Source organism: Achromobacter insuavis (assembly GCF_902859645.1).
Lineage (GTDB): Bacteria > Pseudomonadota > Gammaproteobacteria > Burkholderiales > Burkholderiaceae_B > Achromobacter > Achromobacter insuavis.
Genome location: NZ_CADIJR010000037.1, coordinates 14,041 through 38,290, shown reverse-complemented (window position 1 = coordinate 38,290; position 24,250 = coordinate 14,041). Strand labels below are relative to the sequence as shown.

At 68.9% G+C, this 24,250-nt stretch carries 25 protein-coding genes; 8 read left to right on the top strand and 17 right to left on the bottom strand.

Going from position 1 to position 24,250, the window contains the following annotated elements:
* Positions 1-34: 34 nt before the first annotated feature.
* The 4 genes from H0523_RS18570 to H0523_RS18555 all read right to left on the bottom strand — a co-directional run bounded on the left by H0523_RS18570 (position 35) and on the right by H0523_RS18555 (position 3,917).
* On the bottom strand, positions 35-862 hold the full coding sequence (locus H0523_RS18570) for an ABC transporter permease subunit (RefSeq protein WP_054430642.1): 828 nt from the start codon (positions 860-862) through the stop codon (positions 35-37).
* A complete protein-coding gene (locus H0523_RS18565) occupies positions 855-1,691 on the bottom strand; it encodes a taurine ABC transporter ATP-binding protein (protein ID WP_054430641.1) in 837 nt (278 codons plus the stop codon). The genes H0523_RS18570 and H0523_RS18565 overlap by 8 nt, the downstream gene beginning before the upstream one ends.
* Before the next feature lie 89 nt (positions 1,692-1,780).
* Positions 1,781-2,809 (bottom strand): taurine ABC transporter substrate-binding protein, encoded by a 1,029-nt coding sequence (gene tauA / locus H0523_RS18560; protein ID WP_054430640.1) that lies wholly within the window; start codon positions 2,807-2,809, stop codon positions 1,781-1,783.
* A 268-nt stretch (positions 2,810-3,077) separates the two neighbouring features.
* Positions 3,078-3,917, bottom strand: coding sequence for a LysR family transcriptional regulator (locus H0523_RS18555; protein WP_306670201.1), 840 nt, complete (start codon positions 3,915-3,917; stop codon positions 3,078-3,080).
* 102 nt (positions 3,918-4,019) lie between these two features.
* Between H0523_RS18555 and H0523_RS18550 the strand changes: the two genes are divergently transcribed.
* Complete coding sequence (locus tag H0523_RS18550; protein WP_054430638.1) at positions 4,020-4,970, top strand: DMT family transporter; 951 nt, start codon at positions 4,020-4,022, stop codon at positions 4,968-4,970.
* A gap of 73 nt (positions 4,971-5,043) precedes the next feature.
* On the opposite strand, the gene folE is transcribed toward H0523_RS18550, so the two are convergent.
* The 3 genes from folE to H0523_RS18535 all read right to left on the bottom strand — a co-directional run bounded on the left by folE (position 5,044) and on the right by H0523_RS18535 (position 7,769).
* Positions 5,044-5,589 (bottom strand): GTP cyclohydrolase I FolE, encoded by a 546-nt coding sequence (gene folE / locus H0523_RS18545; protein WP_006395285.1) that lies wholly within the window; start codon positions 5,587-5,589, stop codon positions 5,044-5,046.
* A 99-nt stretch (positions 5,590-5,688) separates the two neighbouring features.
* Positions 5,689-6,345, bottom strand: coding sequence for a response regulator (locus H0523_RS18540; protein ID WP_054430637.1), 657 nt, complete (start codon positions 6,343-6,345; stop codon positions 5,689-5,691).
* Positions 6,342-7,769 (bottom strand): cache domain-containing protein, encoded by a 1,428-nt coding sequence (locus H0523_RS18535; protein WP_054430636.1) that lies wholly within the window; start codon positions 7,767-7,769, stop codon positions 6,342-6,344. The genes H0523_RS18540 and H0523_RS18535 overlap by 4 nt, the downstream gene beginning before the upstream one ends.
* Before the next feature lie 315 nt (positions 7,770-8,084).
* Here H0523_RS18535 and H0523_RS18530 point away from each other — a divergent pair, with 315 nt between their 5' ends.
* From H0523_RS18530 to H0523_RS18520, 3 genes are all read left to right on the top strand, one after another.
* Positions 8,085-10,172 carry a carbon starvation CstA family protein gene (locus H0523_RS18530; RefSeq protein ID WP_054430635.1) on the top strand — a complete coding sequence of 696 codons (2,088 nt, stop codon included), beginning with the start codon at positions 8,085-8,087 and terminating at the stop codon, positions 10,170-10,172.
* A gap of 17 nt (positions 10,173-10,189) precedes the next feature.
* Positions 10,190-10,402, top strand: coding sequence for a YbdD/YjiX family protein (locus H0523_RS18525; protein WP_085943770.1), 213 nt, complete (start codon positions 10,190-10,192; stop codon positions 10,400-10,402).
* A gap of 132 nt (positions 10,403-10,534) precedes the next feature.
* A complete protein-coding gene (locus H0523_RS18520) occupies positions 10,535-10,861 on the top strand; it encodes a DMT family transporter (protein ID WP_054430634.1) in 327 nt (108 codons plus the stop codon).
* A 42-nt stretch (positions 10,862-10,903) separates the two neighbouring features.
* Here the strand turns inward: H0523_RS18520 and H0523_RS18515 are convergent, their stop codons facing one another.
* Positions 10,904-11,767: a DMT family transporter gene (locus H0523_RS18515; RefSeq protein ID WP_054430633.1), complete on the bottom strand. Its 864-nt coding sequence runs from the start codon at positions 11,765-11,767 to the stop codon at positions 10,904-10,906.
* Positions 11,768-11,883: 116 nt separating this feature from the next.
* Between H0523_RS18515 and H0523_RS18510 the strand changes: the two genes are divergently transcribed.
* Positions 11,884-13,278 (top strand): aminotransferase-like domain-containing protein, encoded by a 1,395-nt coding sequence (locus H0523_RS18510; protein ID WP_054430632.1) that lies wholly within the window; start codon positions 11,884-11,886, stop codon positions 13,276-13,278.
* A 25-nt stretch (positions 13,279-13,303) separates the two neighbouring features.
* Here the strand turns inward: H0523_RS18510 and H0523_RS18505 are convergent, their stop codons facing one another.
* Complete coding sequence (locus H0523_RS18505; protein WP_054430631.1) at positions 13,304-14,494, bottom strand: MFS transporter; 1,191 nt, start codon at positions 14,492-14,494, stop codon at positions 13,304-13,306.
* 93 nt (positions 14,495-14,587) lie between these two features.
* Positions 14,588-15,289, bottom strand: a complete 702-nt coding sequence (locus tag H0523_RS18500) for a DAPG hydrolase family protein (RefSeq protein WP_054430630.1) — start codon at positions 15,287-15,289, stop codon at positions 14,588-14,590.
* A 115-nt stretch (positions 15,290-15,404) separates the two neighbouring features.
* On the opposite strand from H0523_RS18500, the gene H0523_RS18495 reads away from it, so the two are divergent.
* Positions 15,405-16,061 (top strand): TetR/AcrR family transcriptional regulator, encoded by a 657-nt coding sequence (locus tag H0523_RS18495; RefSeq protein ID WP_054430629.1) that lies wholly within the window; start codon positions 15,405-15,407, stop codon positions 16,059-16,061.
* Positions 16,062-16,216: 155 nt separating this feature from the next.
* On the top strand, positions 16,217-16,768 hold the full coding sequence (locus H0523_RS18490; protein WP_006395275.1) for a Dps family protein: 552 nt from the start codon (positions 16,217-16,219) through the stop codon (positions 16,766-16,768).
* A 90-nt stretch (positions 16,769-16,858) separates the two neighbouring features.
* Here the strand turns inward: H0523_RS18490 and H0523_RS18485 are convergent, their stop codons facing one another.
* The 5 genes from H0523_RS18485 to H0523_RS32490 form a co-directional block, all read right to left on the bottom strand.
* Positions 16,859-17,359: a hypothetical protein gene (locus H0523_RS18485; RefSeq protein WP_082385678.1), complete on the bottom strand. Its 501-nt coding sequence runs from the start codon at positions 17,357-17,359 to the stop codon at positions 16,859-16,861.
* Between the two features lie 203 nt (positions 17,360-17,562).
* Positions 17,563-20,367, bottom strand: coding sequence for an autotransporter family protein (locus tag H0523_RS18480; RefSeq protein ID WP_054430628.1), 2,805 nt, complete (start codon positions 20,365-20,367; stop codon positions 17,563-17,565).
* A 534-nt stretch (positions 20,368-20,901) separates the two neighbouring features.
* A complete protein-coding gene (msrA, locus tag H0523_RS18475; RefSeq protein WP_054460948.1) occupies positions 20,902-21,597 on the bottom strand; it encodes a peptide-methionine (S)-S-oxide reductase MsrA in 696 nt (231 codons plus the stop codon).
* A 37-nt stretch (positions 21,598-21,634) separates the two neighbouring features.
* Positions 21,635-22,138: a peptide-methionine (R)-S-oxide reductase MsrB gene (gene msrB, locus H0523_RS18470; RefSeq protein WP_054430626.1), complete on the bottom strand. Its 504-nt coding sequence runs from the start codon at positions 22,136-22,138 to the stop codon at positions 21,635-21,637.
* Positions 22,139-22,210: 72 nt separating this feature from the next.
* A complete protein-coding gene (locus H0523_RS32490; RefSeq protein ID WP_476760518.1) occupies positions 22,211-22,345 on the bottom strand; it encodes a hypothetical protein in 135 nt (44 codons plus the stop codon).
* Between H0523_RS32490 and H0523_RS32485 the strand changes: the two genes are divergently transcribed.
* Positions 22,322-22,603, top strand: a complete 282-nt coding sequence (locus H0523_RS32485; protein ID WP_476760517.1) for a pentapeptide repeat-containing protein — start codon at positions 22,322-22,324, stop codon at positions 22,601-22,603. The two genes, H0523_RS32490 and H0523_RS32485, sit on opposite strands and share 24 nt — an antisense overlap.
* On the opposite strand, the gene H0523_RS18460 is transcribed toward H0523_RS32485, so the two are convergent.
* Complete coding sequence (locus H0523_RS18460) at positions 22,600-23,391, bottom strand: molybdopterin-dependent oxidoreductase (RefSeq protein WP_054430624.1); 792 nt, start codon at positions 23,389-23,391, stop codon at positions 22,600-22,602. The two genes, H0523_RS32485 and H0523_RS18460, sit on opposite strands and share 4 nt — an antisense overlap.
* Before the next feature lie 10 nt (positions 23,392-23,401).
* Positions 23,402-24,040, bottom strand: a complete 639-nt coding sequence (locus H0523_RS18455; RefSeq protein WP_054430623.1) for a cytochrome b/b6 domain-containing protein — start codon at positions 24,038-24,040, stop codon at positions 23,402-23,404.
* Between the last annotated feature and the right edge of the window lie 210 nt (positions 24,041-24,250).

Here is a 24,250-nt window from a genome sequence, read left to right as displayed (position 1 = left end):
GGCGTGTTTGCAGGAAAATGGAACGGTGGCCGCCCTAGATCCGCCCCTTCCACGGAATCGCGAACTTCTCCAGATACCGCACCAGCAGATCGAAGGCGAAGGCGAACACGCCGATCACGATGATGCCCATGATGACCGTGTCGCTGGCCAGGAACTGCGCCGCGTTCAGCACCATGAAGCCCAGGCCGCGGTCCGCCGCCACCATTTCGGCGGCGACCAGGGTGGTCCAGCCGACGCCGATGCCGATGCGCATGCCGGTGAAGATCTCGGGCATGGCGGCCTTCAGGATCACGTGCCAGACGATCTGCGTGCGGGTGCCGCCCATGGCGTAGGCCGCGTGGATCTGCTCGATCGACACCGAGCGCACGCCGGCGCGCGCGGCGATCGCCATCGGCGCGAAGATGGCCAGGTAGATCAGCAGGATCTTGGGGAATTCGCCGATGCCGAACCAGATGATGATGAGCGGCAGGTAGGCCAGCGGCGGCAGCGGGCGGTAGAACTCGATCGGCGGATCGAAGATGCCGCGGGCGTAGCGGTTCACGCCCATCAGGATGCCGACCGGAATGGCGGTGGCGCAGGCCAGGAAGAAGGCCGAGAACACCCGCGTCAGGCTGGCCAGGGCGTGCTCGGCCAGGGTCGAGTTGGCCACGCCGTCGGTCATGGCGGACACGAACTTGCCGTACACCGCCTGCGGCGACGGCAGGAACAGCGGCTTGACCCAGCCGGCATTGGTGGCCAGGAACCACAGCGCCAGCAGCGCGATGCTGGTCAGCAGGCTGATGTGGCCGCTGTAGCCGGCCCCGGGCGCGCCGTAGACCTTGCCCGGCGCCGCGGGCCGACGGCCGCCCAGCCCGCTAGGCATGGACGGCCTGCGCGTCGGAGGCGGCGAGCTCGTCGCCGTAGATGATGCCGAGGACTTGTTCGCGCATGGCGATGAAGTCGGGACTTGATTTGATGCCGCGTCCATCGCGCGTCTCCAGGTAGCGCCGGTTGAAGTCCGGCTGGAAGGTGTGGGTGATGCGTCCGGGGCGCGGCGACATGACGATCAGCCGCGATCCCAGGAACAACGCCTCTTCCACGCTATGGGTGATGAAGAAGAACATCTTGCCGGTCTGGCGCCAGATATCCAGCAGCAGCTCCTGGATGGTCTCGCGCGTCAGCGCGTCCAGCGCGGCCATCGGCTCGTCCATCAGCAGCATGGCCGGATCGCAGGTCAGGGCGCGGGCGATGCCCACGCGCTGCTGCATGCCGCCGGACAGCTGGTAGATCATGTGGCGGTGGAAGTCCTTCAGTCCCACCAGCTCCAGGTTGCGGCGGGCGCGGGCGCGGCGCGTCTCCTTGTCCACGCCTTGCAGCTTGAGGCCGAATTCGGTGTTCTCCAGCACGTTCAGCCAAGGCAGCAGCGCGTGCTTCTGGAACACCACGCCGCGATCGGCGCCGGGGCCGGTGATGGGCCGCCCGCCGAGCGTGATCTCGCCGTCGGTCGGCGAGAGGAAGCCGGCCAGCAGGCTCAGCAACGTGGTCTTGCCGCAGCCCGAGGCGCCCAGCGCGACGACGAATTCGCCGGGTTCGATGGTCAGGTTGACGTCCTGCAGCGCGATCACCGGCCCGCTGTCGTGCAGCCCGGGATAGGTGACGCTGACGTGGTCCGCGCGCAGGGCCTGCGCGGCGGGCGTGGCGGGTGAGGTCATGCGAGGTCCCCTTGCATGGTGCGGCGCCCGCGGCCAGGCGGGCGCCGGGACCGGGCGCGGCTTGCGGCGCGCCCGGCGCATCGCCGCGGCTATTTGGCGGCCGCTTTGGCGTACTGGTCGGTGACGTGGGCGCTGTAGTCGCCCAGCGCCTTGTCGATCTGCTTCTGGTCCTTGAGAAACTTGGCGCTGGCGGCGAAGGCGCGCGCCGCGCCCGAGTCCTTGCCGCCGCCCAGCCACTGGGCCGAGGCCTGTTCCTGCGCGGTGGGGAAGGTCAGCAGCTTGAGCGCCTCGGCCACGTCATCCGGCTTGCCGCCGATCAGCTTGACGATACTCTTGACCTGGGCCGAATCGGCGGTCCAGGCGGCGGGGTTGGCGCGATAGGCCGCATACGACTTGGCCAGCACGCCGGTGAAGGCGGCCATGAACTTCGGGTTCTTGGCGGCCCAGGCGCGGTCCGCCACCAGGCCGTCGAAGGTCGGCACGCTGGCGTGGCCGATGGCTTCCGAATCGGCGATGACCTTGCCGCTCTTCTCGATCTCGGTCAGGGCGGGCGGCCAGACGTAGGCGGCGTCGATGTCGCCGCGCTGCCAGGCGGCGACGATCTGCGGCGGCTGCATGTTCAGGATGCGCACGTCGCGCGGGTTGATCTTCCAGACCTGCTCCAGGCCGACCAGCAGGTGGAAGTGCGAGGTCGATACGAACGGCGTGGCGACGCGCTTGCCCTTCAGGTCGGCGGTGCTGTTGATGCCGGAGCCGTTGCGCGCCACCAGCGCTTCCGATTTGCCGATGTTGTCCAGGATCCAGAACAGTTCCAGGTCGACGCCGCGGGTGGCCGCGGAGGTGATGCCGGTCGAGCCGAGCACGCCGACCGGCACGTTGCCCGAGGCCAGCGCGGTCGAGATGTCGCCGCCCGAAGTGAACTGGCGCCAGTCGACCTGGTAGCCGGCCTCTTTCAGGGCGGCGTCGAAGCTGCCGTCGGCGATGGCGGCCAGGAAGGGGCCGACAATGAGCTGGTAGCCCACGGTCAGGCGGGTCTGGGCGTAGGCGGGGGCGGCCAGCAGGGCGGCGGCCAGGCCGGCCAGGATGCTGCGGCGGATGAGGCGGTATAACGCGTTCATGGTGAGCTCCGGTAGGGAATGGGCCGCGCCCCGACGCGACCGGCTTGTGCCGGTGCGGCCTGTGGTGCCAGTTTGCCCGGATGGGGCCACAGCGCTAGGGCCAGATGCCGTATTCGATAGGAGCCAAGAAGGCCCCACCTTGGGGCGGACGTGGCCATCCCCGCGCGAAGGGCGGTCCAGGCGTCCTAAGTCTTTTGGCGGAGCGGGGGTGGGCCGGGCAGGCCCTGGCCGACAGGTTCCGCCGTCATCGGCAATCCGGCGCGTCGCGCTAGAGCCTGAAATGCCGCCGGATGGTTTGCTCCAGCAGGTCGGCGGCCGGGTCGGTCTGCGCCGAGGTCGCGCGCAGCAGGACGATCTCATGCGCGGCAATGGCGGGCAGCGCAGCCAGCACCCGCATTGCGTTCGTCACCCGCGAGCGATCGATCAGGCTGACGGCCAGGCCCGACTCGACGCAGGCTTCGACCGCCTGGCTCGACGGACTGCTCAAGACCACCCGCCAGGCCAGGCCTGCGCGATCCAGGGCGGTCGTCATCGCCTCCCGGTAGGGGCAGTGCGCCGCGTGCAGGGCCAGTGGCACGGGATCGGGCAATGGCGCTTGCAGCCCGGCGCCACCCACCCAGACCGGCGTGGTCGAGGCCAGGGACTGCGCGTCCGGCCGCCGGGCCATCGCTTGCGCCGCCAGCGCCAGATGCAGGCGGCCGCGGCCGACCTGGTCACGCAATGCCAGGCTGGGCGCCGTCGTCACTTCCAGCACGACGTCCGGCCAGTCCGCGGCGAACAGCGGCAGGACGTCGCGGATGACGTGGGCCGCGTACTCGTCGGGCAGGCCCAGCTTGATGCGCCCGGCAAGCGCCTTCCCCTGGATGCCGCCCAGCACCCGGTCGTGCACGCGCAGCAGCTCGGCCGTGCCGCCGAGGACGCGCTGGCCCAAGGGCGTCAGCGTCACCGATTGGTTGTCGCGCTCAAGCAGCCGGCCGCCGACCACGGCCTCCAGCCGCTGGATGTGGACGCTGACCGCCGCCGGACTGCGGTGGACATGTTCGGCGGCGGCGCGGAACTGTCCCAACCGGGCCACGGCATGGAAAGTGCGCAGCAGGTCGATATCCAATGATCGGCTCATGGTTTCGATTATGTGAACAAGATGGCAAATATATTTTGATTTATTTGATTATGGCGCGGCCTTAAGGTCAAGGTCATGAGGAGGCCGCCGATGACCCACCTTGCCACGTCCTGCGGGGATCCCCGCAACGCCACCGCCGCCGCGCCAACCGTGGCGCGGCCAGCCACGCCGGCCGCTGTGCCGCTGCTGGCGCTGGAGGCCGCGCTGGTCGTGACCTGGAGTTCCGGGTTCGTCGGCACGCGCTTTTCCATCGACCACGCCCCGGCCTTCCTGGTCGTGTTCTGGCGCTGCGTGGTGGTGGCGCTGGCGCTGCTGCCCTGGGTGACAGGCGAGTTGCGACGCACGCCGCCGGCGCTGTTGCTGCGCCATGGCGGCATCGGCCTGCTGGCGATGGCGGGTTACCTGGCGGGCGTCGCCAAGGGCATCGAGTACGGCGTGCCCGCGGGGTTGGCGGCACTGATCGCCGACCTCCTGCCGATCGGCACGGCGCTGCTTGGCGCGGGCCTGCTTGGCCAGCGCCTGCACAGGCGGGCCTGGCTGGGGTTGATGCTGGGATTGCTGGGCGTGATCCTGGTCACGCGCGATGCCCTGGCATGGGGCGAGACGCCGCTATGGACCTACGGCCTGCCGCTGCTGGGCATGCTGTCGCTGGCGCTGGCGACCCTGTGGCAGAAGCGGGCCGATTCCCCCGCGTCCATGGGGCTGCTGTCCAATCTGTGGTTGCAATGCGCCATCTCGGCGGCGGCCTTCGCCGCGCTGGCGGGCAGGGAAGGCAGCTTGCTGCCGGTTCCCAGCGCGGGGTTCGCGCTCAGCGTGCTGTGGACGGCGGCGCTGTCCACGCTGGGCGGCTACGGCCTGTACTGGATCTGCCTGCGACGTTCGTCGCCCACCCGGGTCGCCAGCGTGCTGTACCTGAGCCCGGCGGTCACCCTGTTGTGGGCCTGGGCCATGTTCGACGAGCCGCTGTCGTGGCTGATGCTGCTGGGCACCGCGGTGTCGGGATGCGGCATCTGGATGGTCGTGCGGGGCGAGCGGCGCTAGCGCTTCATTGTCGCGCCAAGGCCGCCGGCCGGGTCTCCAGTGGCCCGGGCGGGGCGAGGCGCGTATCGGCGGTTCAGCGGATCAGGCTGAGGAACTCGGCGCGGGTCGACGGGTTGTCGTGGAACTCGCCCAGCATCACGGAGGTGACCATGGACGAATTCTGCTTTTCGACGCCGCGCATCATCATGCACATGTGCTGGGCCTCGATGACCACGGCCACGCCGGCGGCGCCGGTGACCGACTGCACCGCCTCGGCCACCTGGCGGCTGAGGTTTTCCTGGATCTGCAGGCGGCGGGCGTACATCTCGACGATGCGGGCCACCTTGGACAGGCCCAGCACCTTGCCGTTGGGCAGGTAGGCCACATGCGCCTTGCCGATGAAGGGCAGCATGTGGTGCTCACAGAGCGAATACAGCTCGATGTTCTTGACCAGCACGATCTCGCGCGTGTCGGAGGTGAACAGCGCGCCATTGACGATTTCATCCAGGTCCTGGGTGTAGCCGCGGCACAGGTGGCGCATGGCCTTGGCCGCGCGCGCCGGCGTGTCGGCCAGGCCTTCGCGGGACGGATCTTCCCCCAGGGCTTCGAGAATGGCGGTGTAGTGATTTTCCAATGACATGGGGACTCCTGGGGCTGCGCGCCGGCAACGGCGATGAACACGCAAGTCTACCCCAGCGCGGGCACGCCCCGCACCGGGGAGACCCGACCGCCAGAGGGGTTATACGCCGCGGTTTTCGACCGCGTACTTGATCAGTTCGGCCTGGCCGTCGATGCCCAGCTTGCGCTTGATGTTCAGGCGGTGGGTCTCGACCGTGCGCACCGACAGGCCCAGCGCCTGGGCGATCTGCTTGTTGGCGTGGCCGCTGGCGATGTGGCGCAGCACATCGCGCTCGCGCTGGGTCAGCAGGGTGGCCGGCGCGCTGGCCTGCGACAGGCGCAGCGACACGGCGGCGCTGAAATAGGTGCGGCCGGTCATGACCGCGTCGATGGCGGCCAGGATCTCCTGGGCGGGCTCGTCTTTCAGCAGGTAGCCGCGGGCGCCGGCGCGCACCGCCTGCACCATGTATTCGGCGTTGTCGTGCATCGACAGCACCAGCACGGCGATCTGCGGATAGCGTTCGTGCAGCTGCGCGGTCAGTTCCAGGCCGCCGACGCCGGGCATGTTCAGGTCCATCAGCGCCAGGTGCGGCAGGGCGCCGCCCTGCGGGTCCTCGGCCAGGCAGGCCTGCAGGAAGGCCAGGGCGGCGGCGGCATTGCCGGCCTCGCCCACCACCTGCAGGTGGGGCACGGTCTCCAGGCGCAGGCGCAGGCCGTCGCGCACCAGCGGGTGGTCGTCGATCAGCAGCAGTCGGATGGGGGAGCTAGGGTCGGTCATGCGGGGCGGGAGGCGTCGGAGGCGTCTGAAGAGGGCGGCGGCAAGGGCAGCCAGGCCTGCAGGGTGGTGCCCTGGTCGGAGGTATGGAAACTGAGGCTGCCGGACAGCGCCGTCATGCGTTCGCGCATGTTGCGCAGGCCGATGCCGCGGCGCGGGTCCTGCTGCACCTCGGCGTAGTCGAACCCGCGGCCGTCGTCGTGGATGGTCAGGCGCAGGTCGCGTTCGGTGTAGGCCAGCGTCAGGTCGGCGCGGCGGGCGCCGGCGTGGCGCACGACGTTGGTCAGGGCTTCCTGGGTGACGCGGAACAGCGCGGTGGCGTAGGCGTCGGGCAGCTTCACCGGCCGGCCCTGGGTCGACAGGCGCACGGCCAGCGGGGCCGCGCCGTGCTGGCTGGCGCCGGCGAATTCGCGGCCCAGGTGTTCGAGCGCGGCCGGCAGGCCCAGGTCGTCCAGCAGGGTGGGGCGCAGGTTGTGCGAGATGCGGCGCACCTCGCCCACGGCGGTGTTGAGGCGGTCGAGCGCGCCGCCCAGCGGCGTGTCGATGTGCGCCAGCGCGCGCGGCTCGGCCCCCAGGGCCTGGCGCAATCGCTCGCGCGCGGCCTCCAGCGCCAGCTTGATCGACACCAGCACCTGGCTGATGCCGTCGTGCAGTTCGCGCGACAGGCGGGCCCGTTCGTCTTCCTGCGAGCGCACCAGCTGCTGCGCCATCAGCCGCAGCTTGGCGTCGGACTGGCGGTGGTCGCTGATATTGAGCGCCAGGCCGCAGGCCGCCACCCCCAGGATCGAGACCGCCGCGATGCCGGCGACCCAGGCGAACATGTCGCGGATGTTGGACTGGGCGGCGGCGTCGATGTGCGCCAGGGTCTGCTCGACGTCGTCCAGGTAGATGCCGGTGCCCAACATCCAGCCCCAGCGTTCCAGCACCACCACGTAGCCGAGCTTCTCCACCGTCTGGTGGGTCGAGGGCTTTTCCCACAGGTAGTGCACCGCCTCGCCCTGGCTGCCGCCGCGGCGGGCCGCCGTCAGCAGGTTCTGGATCACCGGCTGGCCGCGGGTGTCGCGCAGGCTCCAGAGGTCCTGGCCGACCAGTTCCGGCTGGCGCGGGTGCATCAGGTTCTTGCCGTGCAGGTCGTAGACGAAGAAATAGCCGTCGTGGCCGAACTCCATCTGCGCCAGCAGCGCCAGCGCGCGCTCGCGGGCGGCGTCGCCGTCGCTGGCGTCCTGCAGCGGGGCGATGGCGCTGTAGGCCAGGCTGACGTAGTGGCGCAGCTCGCTTTCCTTGCTGCCGAGCCAGGCGCTTTCCACCACTTCCTTTTCGCGCTGGGCCAGTTGCAGGCCCTGCACGTAGACGGCCACGGCGATGGCAGCCAGCGCCACCAGCAGGGGGACGGCGGCCAGCAGCAGGATTTTCAGGCGCAGCTTCATCAGGGGATTTGTATCAGCGCGGGAGGCGCGTGTTGCGGTGCATCAAGGGTATCGGGCCACGCCGGACGGGCGGGTGTGCCGCCGATTTTACGATCGCGGCGCAAATATGCTGCGGCGCTTTCCGTAGTACCACGTAGCGCGATTGCGTAGTTCCGCGCTTGTTGCGTCCAGGTCAAACCGAAATACTAACGCCCGCGTCGACCGGACGCCGCGTGGACGTTCGCGTCCGCCACCCTACAACAATGAGTCTGCCCACCCGCGGGACGAAAAAAGCGTTGCACGCCAAAAGCATGGCGGGAGGCAAGAGGAGCACTTATGCATACCAGCAGTAAGGGACTGGGTCAGCACCTGGTCTGGCTGGCGGTTGCGGTATTGGGCGCGTTCGCGCTCGGCACCGTGGCGCTGGCCAGAGGGGAGACCATCAATGCGCTATGGGTGGTGATTGCCGCCGTCTGCGTGTACTTGATCGCATACCGCTATTACAGCCGCTTCATCGCCAACAAGGTGTTCCGCCTTGATCCGACGCGCATGACGCCGGCCTGGAAGCACAACGACGGCCTGGACTACGTCCCGACCAACAAGCACGTGCTGTTCGGCCACCACTTCGCCGCCATCGCCGGCGCCGGCCCCCTGGTCGGCCCGGTGCTGGCCGCGCAGATGGGCTACCTGCCGGGCATGCTGTGGATCCTGGCCGGCGTGGTGTTCGCCGGCGCCGTGCAGGACTTCACCATCCTCTTCATCTCGACGCGCCGCGACGGCCGTTCGCTGGGCGACCTGGTCAAGTCCGAGCTGGGCAAGATCCCGGGCGTGATCGCGCTGTTCGGCGCCTTCATGATCATGGTCATCATCCTGGCGGTGCTGGCGCTGATCGTGGTCAAGGCCCTGACGCACTCGCCGTGGGGCACCTTCACGGTGGCCGCCACCATCCCCATCGCGCTCTTCATGGGCGTGTACCTGCGCTACATCCGCCCGGGCAAGATCGGCGAAGTGTCCATCATCGGCTTCGTCGGCCTGATGGCCGCCATCACCTTCGGCCAGGACGTGGCCGCGCATCCGGTCATCGGCCCGATGTTCGACTTCGACGGCAAGGGCCTGACCTGGATCCTGATCGTCTACGGCTTCATCGCCTCGGTGCTGCCCGTGTGGCTGCTGCTGGCCCCGCGCGACTACCTGTCGACCTTCCTGAAGATCGGCACCATCGTCGGCCTGGCCATCGGCATCGTGGTGGTCGCGCCCGAGCTGAAAATGCCGGCGCTGACGCAGTTCGTGGACGGCTCCGGTCCGGTGTGGTCGGGCAACCTGTTCCCGTTCCTGTTCATCACCATCGCCTGCGGCGCGGTGTCGGGCTTCCATGCCCTGATCTCGTCGGGCACCACGCCCAAGCTGATCGAGAACGAAACCCAGGCCCGCTACATCGGTTACGGCGGTATGCTGATGGAATCGTTCGTCGCCATCATGGCGCTGGTGGCCGCTTGCGTGATCGAGCCGGGCATCTACTACGCCATGAACAGCCCGGCGGCCGTCATCGGCACCACGCCCGACCAGGTCGCCCAGGTGGTGTCCAGCTGGGGCTTCGTGATTACCCCGGCCGACCTGGTGCAGACCGCCAAGGACGTCGGCGAGAGCACCATCATCTCGCGCGCCGGCGGCGCGCCGACGCTGGCCGTGGGCATGGCGCACATCCTGCACCAGGCCATCGGCGGCCCCAGCATGATGGCGTTCTGGTACCACTTCGCCATCCTGTTCGAGGCGCTGTTCATCCTGACGGCCGTGGACGCCGGCACCCGCGCGGGCCGCTTCATGCTGCAGGACCTGCTGGGCACCTTCGCTCCGTCGCTCAAGCGCACCGAGTCGCTGCCCGCCAACCTGATCGCCACCGGTCTGTGCGTGGCGGCCTGGGGCTACTTCCTGTACCAGGGCGTGGTCGATCCGCTGGGCGGCATCAACACGCTGTGGCCGCTGTTCGGCATCGCCAACCAGATGCTGGCCGCGATCGCGCTGACGCTGGGCACCGTGGTGCTGTTCAAGATGAAGCGCGACCGCTACGCCTGGGTCACCGTGCTGCCCACGCTGTGGCTGCTGGCGTGCACCCTGACCGCCGGCTGGCAGAAGCTGTTCCATGCCGACCCCAAGGTCAGCTTCCTGTCGCACGCGGCCAAGTACAACGCCGCCATCGCCGAAGGCAAGGTGCTAGCCCCGGCCAAGTCGCTGGCGGAAATGTCGCGCGTGGTGCTGAACGACTACATCAACGCCGGCCTGTGCGCGATCTTCATGTTCGTGGTGGTCAGCATCGTGGTGTTCGGCATCCGTTCGGTGCAGCGCGCCCGCGCCGAGAACCAGCCGACCGCGCGCGAAACGCCCTACGAAACCCTGCCGGCCCCCGTCGCCGCGGGCGCGGACTGACGCAAGGAGGCGCCGCCATGCTGTTTTCCAACATGACTTCGGCGGCCGGCGCCGCCGGCCGCTACCTGGGCCAGACGCTCAGGCTGATGGTCGGCGTGCCCGACTATGAAACCTACGTCGAGCACATGCGGCGCACCCATCCCGACCAGGAGCCGATGAGCTACGAGGACTTCTTCCGCGAGCGGCAGGACGCCCGCTACGGCGGCAAGAAACGCATCGGCTGCTGCTGACGGAACCCGAGGGTCCGTTGACCACAACGCAACAGGCGCCGGCTTTGTCCGGCGCCTTTTTTCTGGCCAGCCGCGGCCATGCCTTACGGTATATTCCGCTTTTTGGTGCGTCGCAATAAAAAGGGGAACGGCATGGGATGGATCTATCTGGCGCTGGCGGGGGTGGCGGAGGTGTTCTACGCCGCCGCGATGCCCAGGACCGACGGTTTCACCCGGCTCGGCCCCAGCCTGTTCTGCATCCTGTTCATCGGCATCAGTATGTACCTGCTGTCGCTGGCGACGCGCACCATCCCGGTCGGCACGGCCTATGCCGTGTGGGTCGGGATCGGCGCGGTCGGCACTGCCGTGTATGGCTCGCTGTTCCTGGGCGAGGACCGCAGTTTCCTGCGGCTGATGTGTTTCGTCCTGATCATTTCGGGCATCGTCGGCCTCAAGGCGCTGGCGCCCGCCAAGGACTGAGCGCGGCGCACCGCGCCCCGCCTGGCCTGGCGCGATGCGCGCTCAGCGGGCGTGCTTCTTGGCCCCGGCCACGCAGATCACGGCGGCCAGCGTCACCAGCAGCATGCCCCAGCTGACCTGCTCGTGCAGCAGCAGCGCCGCCAGGCCCAGGCCCATGAAGGGCTGGAACAGCTGCAACTGGCCCACCGCCGCGATGCCGCCCTGGGCCAGGCCGCGGTACCAGAACACGAAGCCGATCAGCATGCTGAACAGCGACACATAGGCCAGGCCGATCCAGCCGGCCGGGGTGACCTGCGCGAACGAGGGCGGCCAGGTGAGCAGCGTCAGCGGCAGCATCACCGGCAGCGACAGCACCAGCGCCCAGCTGATGACCTGCCAGCCGCCCAGCGTGCGCGACAGCTTGGCGCCTTCGGCGTAGCCCATGCCGCAGACCACGATGGCCGCCAGCATCAGCAGGTCGCCCTTGAGCGACACGTCCAGGCCGCCCGTCAGCGCGTAGCCCACCACGAAGGCCGCGCCCGCCACCGAGAACAGCCAGAAGGCCGGCTTCGGCCGTTCGCCGCCGCGCAGCACCGCGAAGATGGCGGTGGACAGCGGCAGCAGGCCGAGGAATACGATCGAGTGCGCCGAGGTGACGTGCTGCAGCGCCAGCGCGGTCAGCAGCGGAAAGCCCAGCACCACGCCGATGGCCGTCAGCGCCAGCGCGGGCAGGTCCGCGCGCCGCGGGCGCGGCTGGCGCAGCAGCCGCAGCAGGGCCCAGCCCAGCAGGGCGGCGATGGTGGCGCGGGCGCCGGTCAGGAAAATGGGATCGAGTTGCGCCACCGCCACCCGGGTCGCCGGCAGGGAGCCGGCGAAGATCGCCACGCCGATGAAACCATTGATCCAGCCGCTTGTCGCCTTGTCCATCCACTGCTCCGCGCAAAGCGTTCAGTGAATCATCCGGGCGCCGGATTCCCCAGAGACAGTCCAGTACAATTTAAAATAACTGTTATGCAAAACAGTCCAGTACGGATGGAGGCGAAATGACATCAGGCGGCACCCGGATCGAGGCGGTCATGGCGCAGGTGCGGTCGCGCATCGCATCGCGCGCGTATTCGCCGGGCGCGCGCCTGCCGTCGGTGCGGGCGCAGGCCGGCGCGATGGGCTTGTCGGTGTCGACGGTGGTGGAGGCCTATGAGCGGCTGGCGGCGGAAGGCAGCATCACGTCGCGGCCGGGTTCGGGCTTCTACGTCGCCGGCCCGGTGGCGCCGCTCGCGCTGACCGAGATCGGCCCCAAGCTGGACCGCGAGATCGATCCGCTGTGGGTCTCGCGCCAGTCGCTGGAGGCCGCGCCCGACGCGCTGCGGCCCGGCTGCGGCTGGCTGCCGGCCGACTGGATGTACGAGCCGGGTATCCGCCGCGCCTTGCGCGCGCTGGCCAAGGCCGATTCGGTGGCGCTGACCGAATACGCCACGCCGCTCGGCCATCCCGGGCTGCGCCAGGTGCTGTCGCGGCGCCTGGCCGCCGCCGGCATCGAGACGGCGCCCGAGCAGCTCATGCTGACCGAGTCCGGCACCCAGGCGATCGACCTGATCTGCCGGTTCCTGCTGGAGCCGGGCGATACGGTGCTGGTCGACGATCCCTGCTATTTCAATTTCCACGCCTTGCTCAAGGCGCACCGCGCCCGCGTGGTCAGCGTGCCATACACGCCGAACGGGCCCGACGTGGCGCGTTTCGAGGCGGCGCTGCGCGAGCACGCGCCGCGCCTGTACATCACCAATTCGGGCATCCACAACCCCACCGGCGCCACGCTGTCGCCACTGGTGGCGCATCGGCTGCTCAAGGCCGCCGACGGCGCGGGGCTGGTGATCGTGGAAGACGACATCTTCGCCGACTTCGAACATGCGCCGGCGCCGCGTCTGGCCGCCTTCGACGGCCTGTCGCGCGTCATCAAGATCGGCAGCTTCTCCAAGACCGTGTCGGCCTCGCTGCGCTGCGGCTTCATCGCGGCGCGGGCCGACTGGATCGACAGCCTGGCCGACCTGAAGATCGCCACCACGTTCGGCGGCGGACGGCTGGCGGCCGACGTGGTGTTCCGCACCCTGACCGACAGCGGCTACCGCAAGCACATGGAGTGGGTGCGGCAGCGGCTGGCCGAGGAGCGCGACAACGCCACCGCGCGCCTGCGGGCGCTCGGCATCGTGCCGTGGCTCCAGCCGAAGGCGGGCATGTTCCTGTGGTGCCGGCTGCCGGCCGGCATCGACGCCGCGACGGTGGCGCGCGCCTGCCTGCGCGACGGCGTGGTGCTGGCGCCGGGCAACGCCTTCAGCGTGTCGCTGAGCGCGGGCGACTGCCTGCGCTTCAACGTGGCCCAGTCCACCGATCCGCGCGTGTTCGAGACGCTGGCGCGGGCGCTGGCCATGGCGCGCAAGGCGTGAGCCGTCCCGCGGATCCGTCCGCGCGCTAGGAGTTCTTGGCCGGCGCGTCCCGGCGCGCCCGTTTCTCGGCGGCCAGCACCAGCGGAATGGCGCAGGCCGCGCACAGCGCCATCACCAGGAAGCCGCCCGGCGCGTAGCCGCGATACAGCGCGCCGCCCAGCTGGATGCTGCCGAACATGAACACGCCGCCCGACAACAGCGCATAGAGGGCGATGGCCGAGGTCTTGCAGGCCGCCGGCACGCGGCGCGCGATGTACCACATGATGGCGGCATTGTTGCCGGCCAGCGTGAAGCATTGCAGCACCTGCAGCGCCGCGATCCAGGCCGGGTCGGTGGTGGCCGACAGGCCGGCCCAGCGCAGCGCCGTCATGGCGGCCGAAACCAGGATCAGCCATTGGGCGCCGATCCGCGCCAGCACCTTGGGCGCCAGGAAGAAGAACAGCACCTCGCTGGCCACGCCCACCGCCCACAGCATCGATATCAGCGCCGTCGACAGGCCGCGGTCGGTCCAGTAGAGCGTGGAATACGAATACAGGAAGCCGTTGCTGGCCTGCACCAGCGAGGCGGCGCCGATGCACAGCAGCAGCGGCCGGTCGCGCAGGATCTCGCGCATCGGCAGCCGCACGCGCTCGGCCGGCGCCTCCTCGGCGCTCGGGCGGGCGGCCTGCGGCAACAGGCGCACGCAGGCCAGGCAGGCGACGATCAGCAGGATCGACAGCCACATCACCCAATCGGCGTCGAAGGTCTTGATGAGGTAGCCGCCGGCCACCGTGACCAGCGCGAAGCCGAGCGAGCCGCAGGCGCGGATGATGGTGTAGGAATTGCCCTGGCCGCGGCCGCTGGCGATGGCCATGCGGTCCAGCAGCGGCAGCACCGCCGGGAACACGGCGTTCAGCAGCAGGGTGACGGCGAACAGCCAGGCGGGCGCCGCGCTGAACGGGTAGCAGATGAACAGCGCCAGCGAAGCGGCCAGCGCGGCGAAGATCAGCCCGTGCGCGCCGCCGCGCTGGTCGGCCACGTGCGCCACCACCGGCGTCGACAGGATCTTGGGCAGGAACGAGGTCGCCACGATCAGGCCGATCAGCGCCGGGTCGAGGCCGCGGCTGGCGAACCACAAGGGAAGGAACGGGATGCTGACGCCCTGCAAGCCGTAGTACAGGAAGTAGAACCCATGCAGGGCGATAGCGCCTTGCCGGGCGTCGGGGTTGCCGCGCATAGCGATGTGACAGGAGTGTGGCCGGTGTGAAGCGCCGTAGCATACTCCTTCCGCCGGGCCGCCCCCGGCCCCGTTGCCCGGGGCCCGGCGGCGCTACCAGGGCAGGGGCGCCGCCTCGCCGTTGGCATGCTCGCCGTAATAGATCGACGGCAGGAAGCGCGACAGGAAGGTGAACTCCGTATAGCAGTGGCGCAGCAGGTTCAGCCCGAGCGCGTCCGGCACCTCCTGTTCCGGCCGCTCGCTCGACAGCCCCAGGTAGAAGCGGCTGCGCAGCACGCAGCCGAACGGCGTGTCGCGCGTCAGGTGGATCATCTGGCCGTCCATCGGATCGCCGTCCGCGTCCAGCTGGACGTTGTCGCCGAAGCCGATGCGGGCGTAGACGGCCGCCGACACGTCCTGCTTGTCCTGGGCCGCGCGCAGGCGCTCGGCGTCGAAGGCTTCGGCGGGCGCATGGAACTTCAGCCTGGCCGCCACCGGCGGCAGGTCGGCCAGCGATTCGACCGCGTGGATCGAGGCGCCGATGTAGTTTTCGCCGCGGCGCCAGGCGCCGTCCCAGCCGCGATGCTCGACGTGGTCCTGCGGATGCCACCACTTGATGTGCTGGGTGGTCTGGAAGAACTTGAACCACCAGTCGAACATGCGGCCCTTGCAGCCGTGCAGGTCGGTGCGCGCGGCCACCACCAGGCCGCCGCCGGGCAGCCGCGTGATACCGGTTTCGAGGCGTAGCGGCGCGGGGTCGAGCAGGGTGTCCATGTCGGCGGCGATATGCGCCATGTCGGGGTGAGAGGGGGGCATCGTGGCGCTTTCCGGTAACGGGGAAAGCGGATTCTACAATAAAGAAACGTTATTCGTTTCCAAAATAATCGCAGCGTGTAAGATCGCACCTCAACCACAGGAGCATCGCCCGACCATGGCATCGTCCCCCCCGCCGCGTCCGCGCGGCCGTCCCGCCCGGCCCGACGCCGAACTGCGCGCGGCCGCGCTGGAGGCCGCCACCTGGCTGCTGCTGAACGAAGGCTATGCGGCGGCCACGCTGGAGGCGGTGGCCAGGCGCGCCGGCATGGCCAAGAAGACCGTCTATCGTTTCGCCGCCAACCGCGAGGATCTGGTGGCGCAGGTGGTGCGCGGCTGGACCGACACCTTCGTGCCGGTCATGGCGCAGGAGGTCGGCGGCGCCGCCGACGTGCTGCCGGCGTTGGCGCGGGTGCTGCAGGCGATCGCCGACCGCGCGCTGTCGGCCGAGGCGGTGGGCATGTTCCGGCTGTTGACCGCCGACTTTCCGGCGCGCGCGGCGCTGCTGGCCGTCTACCAGGAAAACGGCATCGAGCGCGGCACCGCGCTGCTGGCCGGGTGGTTCGAGAAACTCGCCGCGCGCGGCTTGATCCGTATCAAGGAACCGCGCGCCACGGCCGGCCTGCTGCTGGCCATGACCATCGCCGAACCGCTGCGGCAGATGGCGCTGGGACTGGCGCAGCCGCTGCCGCAGGGCTCGATCGCGGATCGCATCCAGGCTTGCGTGGCGCTGTTCTCCGGCCAGGGCAGGGTGTTCGAGGTTCTGCCGGACTAGTGCCGGCGTCACGCCCGTCGGGGCGATGGCATTCAGCCTGGCGCCAGCCGCGCGCGGCCTTTGCCAAAGCGCGCCCACGGCATTACCCTGGAAAGTCGCGGTGTGAACGATCGCGCCGCGCGTGTTTTCCGAATCATTTCCAGGAGCTGCGATTCATGGCCAAGAAACTGAATGAGAAGACCACCAAGGCGGCGAAGACGCTGCGCAAGCGCCCGCTGGCGACCCCTACCGATCTGGCCGCCGCCGCCACCCGCGATATTTCCGCGGTGTTGAACCAGGTGTTGGCCGATGTGTTCGCGCTGTACCTGAAGACCAAGAATTTCCACTGGCACGTCAGCGGTCCGCACTTTCGCGATTACCACCTGCTGCTGGACGAGCAGGGCGACCAGCTGTTCGCCATGACCGATCCCATCGCCGAACGCATCCGCAAGATCGGCGGCACCACGTTGCGGTCGATCGGGCATATCTCGCGCTCGCAGCGCATCGCCGACAACGATGCCGATTACGTCCAGCCGCTGGACATGCTGGCCGAGCTGCGCGAAGACAACAAGACCCTGGCGGCCTCGCTGCGCGAAGCCCACAACGTCACCGACGAGCATCGCGACATCGCCAGCTCCAGCCTGATCGAGAACTGGATCGACGAGACCGAGCGGCGCACCTGGTTCCTGTTCGAGGCCAGCCGCCAGGGCGACAGCACGGGCCATTGAGCGGCGTTTGCGGCCATTCCCGGCCCTTGTATCGGGGCCGGGAGATGGGCGGACGGGTGATGGCGGGACGAAGGTCAGGCCGCCGGCGCGTCAGCCCTCGCGCCCGAATCCGCCGCGGGCCCATTCCGAGGCCCGCTGCACGCTCAGCTTGTAGGTGGGCGCCACGTGGATTTCGGCCAGCTGTTCGCCGGATTCGTCATAGGCGCTGAGCACGGCATAGGGCTCGTCCTCGTCGGGAACGATATCCAGCTTGACGGTCAGGCGGCCGGCGGCCGCGTCGATCTTCACGCTCTTGTGCAGCGTCGCGTGCAATTGCTGCTCGTGACGGCGCAGGACTTCGTTGGCGGTCTTGACCAGGGTGTGGAAGGCGGGGGCGTCGAGCGGCTTGGGGTTCTTCTTGTCGCGGCCCATGGTCCATGGGCCCACCAGGGCCGGTTCGGCCTGTCCGTCCAGGGTCATCTCGACGGCCCAGCCGTCGTCGTCTTCGTTCTTGATGATGCGGGCGGTCCAGCCATCATCGCGCCACAGCGTGGCTTGGTGTTCCTTGCGGTATTCGGCGTCGCCGTCGTCCGGCATGCGGGTGTCGTTCACTACGGTGCTTTTCCTGGGTGCATGGGTTCGCGGCCTCGCGGGCGCGGTTGCCGCGCCAGGCCGAAGAGATCATGGGAGAGCAGGGCGGAGGTCCGGATGCCCGGATGATTCCGTCTGCCCCCCGCACTGTAGCGCAATGCGCGCGGGCGTTCCCGGCGCGGCGGGCGCCGCGGTCGCGACGCCCGCGTGCTTGCGGTGCTGCCCTAGAAGCGCACGGCCAGCTTGAGCAGGCCCGACTGCTGGCGGTTGCCGCCGCCGAACTGCGCGTCATAGGCGACGCCGGCGGTGGTGTTGCGGGCGAGCGCGATTTCGGCGCCCAGCCCGACCACCGCGGCGTTCTTGGCGATCGGCACGCCGCGCACCGAGAACGTGCTGCCGCCGTCGAAGGCCAGTTGCTGGCTGGGCGTGACGTCGCCCATGGCGTGGCGCCAGCCCAGCGAGGCGGTCAGGCGGCCCGGCGCGCCGCTGGACTCGAACTGCCAGGCGCCGCGCACGCCCAGCGTGCTGCTGGTCACGTCGTCGGTGCGGCCCTTGCCGCGCAGGGCGGCCGATCCGCCCGATTCCTCGAAATCACGCGTGCGCAGCTGGTTCCAGGCCAGGCCGGCATAGGGTTCGATGCTGTAGGCATCGTTCAGCGGCAGGTGGTAGCCGAGTTCGCTGAACAGCTGCGTCGACGAGGCGCGGTAGGACGACTCCAGGCGCTGGTTCAGGCTGCCGGCCGCGACGTCGCGCTTGGTGTTGATGTCGTGCCAGGTGTAGGCGGCGCCGGCCATGAAGCGGATGTGGCCGGGACCGGCCTGGAAATTGCGGCCGCCGAACAGCGAGGCGGTGTAGCTGTCGACGTCGGTGCGCGAGGCGGAATCGGTGAGCGAGCTGTGGCTGCCGGTGTAGCCGACCGCGCCGCCCAGGCGCCAGCCGCCGCCGACCGCGCCATCGCCGCCGACGAACAGGCCGCCGGACGATTGGTTGACGCTCGAGGCGTTGCCGTCGCCGGCGAAGGTGCTCCAGTTGCCGAAGACCTGCGCCCAGACCGGCGAGGCGCCGCTTTGCGGCAGCGCATCGCCCGACGGCGAGCCCAGCTGGGCCGTCGGCTGGCCGGCGCGCGCCGGCGCGTCGAGGTTGCCGCGCAGGTGGTCGAGCGGCAGCGCGCGCACGGTGTCGGCCTGGCTCTGCAGCACGGTGGCGGTGCTGGCGTAGGCCTCGCCGGACAGCTGCTTCAGGGCCGAGCGGGCCTGGTCGGGCGTCATCGTCAGCACCGCCGTCGTCACCTGGCGGGCGCCGGTGCCGGCGGCCGCGGCGCTGCCGCTGCCGACCACGGACGAGCCGTTGCCGGCGGTCGTCGAGCCATTGCCGCTGGCGGCCGAGCCGTTGCCGCTGGAGGCCGAGCCGTTGCCGCTCGCGGGCGGATCTTCCTGGTCCAGCGCGCCGCCGACGCTGGTTTCGTTGCCGGTGCCGCCAATGCTGCCGATCGGCACGTCGTTGCGCGTCAGCGTCATGAAGGCGTTCTTGGCGTCGTAGCTGAGCGTGGGGGTCAGGAAGGCGTAGGCGCTGGAGGCGCCGGTGAAGCGGCCCTGGATGCCGCCGTCGGCCGTCAGGATGTTGTAGGTGGTGCGCGGCGCGTAGTTGCCGGCGGGGCCGACGTGCGCCACCGTGCCGTCCAGCACGGCCACGCCGGTGACGTGGATGCGGTCGCTGGCGCTGCTGGCCGGATCGGCGTGCACGCGATAGACGGTGTCGGCGCCGAAGGTCAGGTTGCCGTTGATCGTCAGCGTGCCGATGGGCGAGCCGTCGTTGCCCGGGGAGATCACGGCGGTGGGGTAGAGCGTGGTGGTGCCCAGCTGGCCGACGCCGGCCAGCACGACTTCGCGGCCGATATCGACCGGGCCGTTCAACTTGCCGTCGATTTCCAGCGCGCCGTCGGCGATCAGGATGGGGCCGCTCAGCCCGCTGCTGTCGCCGGTCAGGATCAGCGATCCCGGGCCGGTCTTGACGAAGCCCTGCGTGCCCTGCAGCGAGTTGTGGATGGTGTCGACGAATTGGCCCGAGGCGTAGGTGCCGTCGCCGACCACCAGGGCCGGCGGGTTGCCGCCGCTGCCGACCAGGGTGATGGGCGCGCCCTGCACGGTGTAGCGGTCGGTGGCGAACTGGATGCCCGAGACGCGCACCGGGCCGGCGCCGCCATCGACGGTGACCGTGCCGGCCGCGCCGGTGAAGATGGCATAGCCGCCGTCGGGCAGGGCGCCGGTGGCGTTGGTGGGGCTGTTCCAGTTGCCGATGGCGGCGCTCCAGGTGCCGTTGCCGCCGCCGGCGCGCGTGGCGGACGCCGCGCCGTTGCCGTTCCACAGGTTGGTGGTGCTCGGGCCGAGGATGAGGTTGATCTGCTTGTCGCCGGTCAGCGACTGGATGGTCGCCGCGGGCTGCGAGTCGCCGGTGACGGCGCCCAGCGTCAGGCCGTTGCCGCTCAGGGTGCCGCCGTACGACAGGATGCGGTAGTAGCCGGCGTTGGTGCCCAGGGTGTTGACCGACACGTTCAGGGTCGTATTGTTCAGCGCGACGTTGCCGCCGACCGTGATGTTGTCGCCGGTGCCGGGCTGCGTGATGGGCAGGCCGGCGTAGCCGGTCTCGAAATCGAACACGGCGTTGTTCATCGACAGGTCGCCCCGGACGACGAGGTTGCCGTTGGACACGCCGGTCGGCGTGCCGACGGGGTAACCGGGGGCGACGCGCGCGCCCGTTACGTTGAGGTTGCCGTTGATGGCGCCGAAGCCCGAGACGGTGCCGTTGGCGGCCGCGTTGACGTTGCCGGTGAGGGTGACGCCGGCGCCGCCGCCGTTGCCGCCGACCACCAGGGTGCCGCCGTTGACGTCAACGCCGCCGGGGAAGGCGGCCGAGCCGTCGAACACCTGCGTGTTGCCGGGCGCCACCGTCAGATCGGCGGCCATCGCGGCGCCGCAGGAGGTACTCAATGCGACCGTGGCCGTCAGCCACTTGTGGGTGCCGTATTTCAAGACTGGGGTCCTTTTTGTCTCGGCCCACGGTCCGGATGCCATGCAGAATCGCCAGCGGAAATCGTGTTTCCGTTTGCTGAAATATTCTGTATGGATTGGAGTGGGCGGTGGAAAAAGGACGCAATTTATACCCGCTTTTTTGCAAATTAAAAAACTGCCTGAAAGATACCATCCGGGGCGCCGGATTTCAGCATTTTGGATACCAACCAATTGTTTTTATTGGGGTTTTGGATACGGTCCATATTATCAATATGGCGTGAATTGATACATTCGATATTATCTGTCAGGCACGATAAATGCTGATTTTCGATTTTAAGAATCGGCGCGGTTTTGATTATTTATCCTGCTTATCGAGGCGCCGAGGAAAAACGTCAAGACGCGCGTTTTTACGGCCATCGCGACAGCGCGTCCTCGGCTGCATGGCGTGCAACGGCAACGGCGGCCGCGCGTGGTGCGGCCGCCGGCGCGGCAAGCCCCGCCGACGGCCTCCAACGACAGCCCTGTCCGCCAGCCGCCTGCGGATTCACCCGCTGTCTACGGATTCACCAGCACCGGCTTGTCGCGATACGTCGCCGGGAAGGTCTTGGCCAGGTTCTCGACCTTGGGCGCGTCGTTCACCATGATGTACATGCTGTACGGGTGCCGCACCAGGTAGTCTTGGTGATAGCCCTCGGCCGGGTAGAAGCCCTTGAGCGGCTCGACCGTGGTCGCCAGCGCCTTGGGGTAGACGCCGGACTTGTTCAGTTGGGCGATGTAGGCCTCGGCCACCTTGCGCTGGTCGTCATTGGCCGGGAACACCGTCGAGCGGTACTGCGTGCCGCTGTCCGGACCCTGGCGGTTGAGCTGGGTCGGGTCGTGCGCCACCGAGAAATAGATCTGCAGCAGCTGGCCATAGCTGACCTGCCTGGGGTCGTAGGTGATTTCCACCGATTCGGCGTGGCCGCTGCGGCCGCCGCTGACGGTGTCGTAGTCGGCGGTGGAGGCCTGGCCGCCGGCGTAGCCGGAAACCGCCGAGGTGACGCCCTTGACGTGCTGGAACACCGCCTGCACGCCCCAGAAGCAGCCGCCGGCGATCACGGCCTTTTCCTGTGGCGCGCCGACCGCCGCGTCGAGCGCGGGCGGCGGGATGATGAAAGCGGTCTCGGCGGCGCTGGCCGTGCCGAGGGCGAACAGGGCGCCGGCGGCGGCCAGCGCGGCCTGGCGGGCGCGGGAGAGGGGACGAAGGGGCATGATGCGCAATCCTCGGAAAAAAATACGCGGGCCGCAATCAGGCCTGCGGGGTGAAACTCATGGCCACGCCGTTCATGCAGTAGCGCAGTCCGGTCGGGCGCGGGCCGTCATCGAAGACGTGGCCCAGGTGGCCGCCGCAATTGCTGCAATTGACGGCGGTGCGGGTCATGCCGAAGCTGCGGTCTTCCAGCGTGTCGACGGCGTGTTCCAGCGGCTGCCAGAAGCTGGGCCAGCCGGTGCCGCTGTCGAACTTGGTGGTCGACGCGAACAGCTTCTGGGCGCAGCCGGCGCAGGCGAAGGTGCCGGCGCGGTGTTCGTCGTTGAGCGGGCTGGTGTAGGGCCGTTCGGTGCCTTCGCGGCGCAGCACGTCGTATTGCGCGGCGCTGAGCTTGGCGCGCCACTGCGCGTCGGTCAACGTGTAGGGATAGGCCGGCCGCGGCTGGGCGGCGCGCGCGCCGCGACCGGCCAGCAGCGGGGCCAGGCCGGCGGCGGCCGCGAAGGCGCCGCCCGCGCCGAGGAAATGCCTGCGTGTCAGTCTCATCGGAAACTCCTGTTGGAAGGGGCCGCCCGCGGCGCGGCCGGGGCGGCGCCAGCGGGCCGTTGAACGGGGGGCTTACTTGCCCATGCTGTCCTTGCTCATGGAGCCGCCCTTGGACATGCCGTCTTTCGACATGCCGTCCTTCGACATGCCATCCTTGGCCATGCCGTCCTTCTTCATGCCGTCGTGCGACATGGCGTCCTTGGACATGGAGTTCTTCGACATGCCGTCCTTGGCCATGCCGTCTTTCGCCATGCCATCCTTGGACATGCCATCCTTGGACATGCCATCCTTCGACATGCTGCTCTTGGCCATGCCGTCCTTCGACATGCCGTCCTTGGACATGTCGTCGGCCGCGTGCGCGGCGACCGCGCCAAAGGCCAGGCAAAGCGAGAATGCGGCGGTGGTGAGTGTCTTCATGATGCGTTCCTCTGGTGTGTCGTGGTGGGAAGGGAAAAAGCCACCTAGCTGCCGCCGAACCAGTTGTAGCCCTGGTCCTCCCAGTAACCGCCCGGGTAGGTGTTGGTGACGAAAATCGCCTGGATGTGCTTGGGGTTCTTGTAGCCAAGCTTGGTGGGCATCCGCAGCTTCATCGGGAAGCCGTACTCCGGCGGCAGGGTCTTGCCGTCGTAGGTCAGCGCCAGGATCGTCTGCGGGTGCAATGCGGTGGGCATGTCGATGCTGGTGTAGTAGTCGTCGGCGCACTTGAAGCCCACGTATTTCGCGGTCAGGTCGGCGCCCACGCGCTTCAGAAAGGTCGAGAACGGCACGCCGCCCCACTTGCCGATGGCGCTCCAGCCCTCGACGCAGATGTGGCGCGTGACCTGGTCGATCTGCGCCATGGCGCGCAGCTCGTCCAGCCGCCAGCGGCGCTTGTCGGTCACCATGCCGGTGACTTCCAGCCGGAAACTCTCTTCCTCGACCTGCCGCACCTCGTCGATGCCGTAGTAGGCATTGAACGGGAACGGGCGGGTGATCATGGATTCCGGGTAGGTCGGGGCCAGCTTGTTCGGGTCGAAGATCCAGCCCTGCACGCGGTCGTTGAAGCGCGACACCGCGGTCAGCGCCTTTTCGACGTTTTCGTCGTCGGACAGGGTGCAGCCGGACAGCATCGCCAGCCCGCCCAGCGTCAGGCTGCTGCGCAGGAAGGCGCGGCGCGAGGGGGCCTCGACCCGCTTGTCCAGGATCTTCACGGCTTCCTTCAGGATGGCGGGGCCGTCCAGGCCCAGCAGCGACAGGCGTCGTTTTGCGCTCACGTGAGGCTCCTTATTTGCCGCGGATCATGGCGATCAGGCTGCGCGGCACCAGCGCCACCATGACCAGGTGGACCGCCACGAACGCCACCAGCAGCGCCATGGCGAAGAAATGGATGCGGCGCGCGAATTCATAGCCGCCCAGCAGCGTGCGCAGCGTGTCGAACTGCACCGACTTCCACAGCACCAGGCCCGACAGGACCAGCACCGTGATGTCGGCGATGACGAACAGGTAGGCCAGCCGCTGCACCTGGTTGTAGTGGCGCGGGTCGGCGTGCGACAGCTTGCCGCTCAGGGCGGCGGCCAGGTCGCGGGCGACGCCGCGCGGGCCGACCGGGAAGAACTTGCGCCACAGGCGGCCGGTGGTCAGGTTCAGCCCCAGGTAGAGCAGGCCGTTGACCAGCAGCAGCCACATGCCGGCGAAGTGCCATTGCAGCGCGCCGCCGAGCCAGCCGCCCAGGGTGGCGCCGTTGGGAAAGGTGAAGTCGAAGAACGGCGCGGCGTTGTAGACGCGCCAGCCGCTGGTCACCATAATGACCACGGCCAGCGCATTGAGCCAATGCACGATGCGCAGCCAGCCGGGATGGACCGGGCCGCGGCTGTCGGGCGCCGGGGCGGCGGGGGCGTCTGGGGTGGCGGGCGTGGCCATCATGGCGGGGCTCCTCGGGGAGGCGGTTGTTGTCGTTGGAGCCATTCTTCCCCGGGGCCGATATCGAAGTCCTCACGCAAACTTAAAATAAATGTGATAACTCGCCGGCCATGGATTGGCGACAATAGCGCTGCCGGGGGCGGATCGCCCGCGCCCGGCGTTGCCGGCCGCTGGCGGTCGGCTTACCCCGATTTCCACCCCTGACCGAGCCCC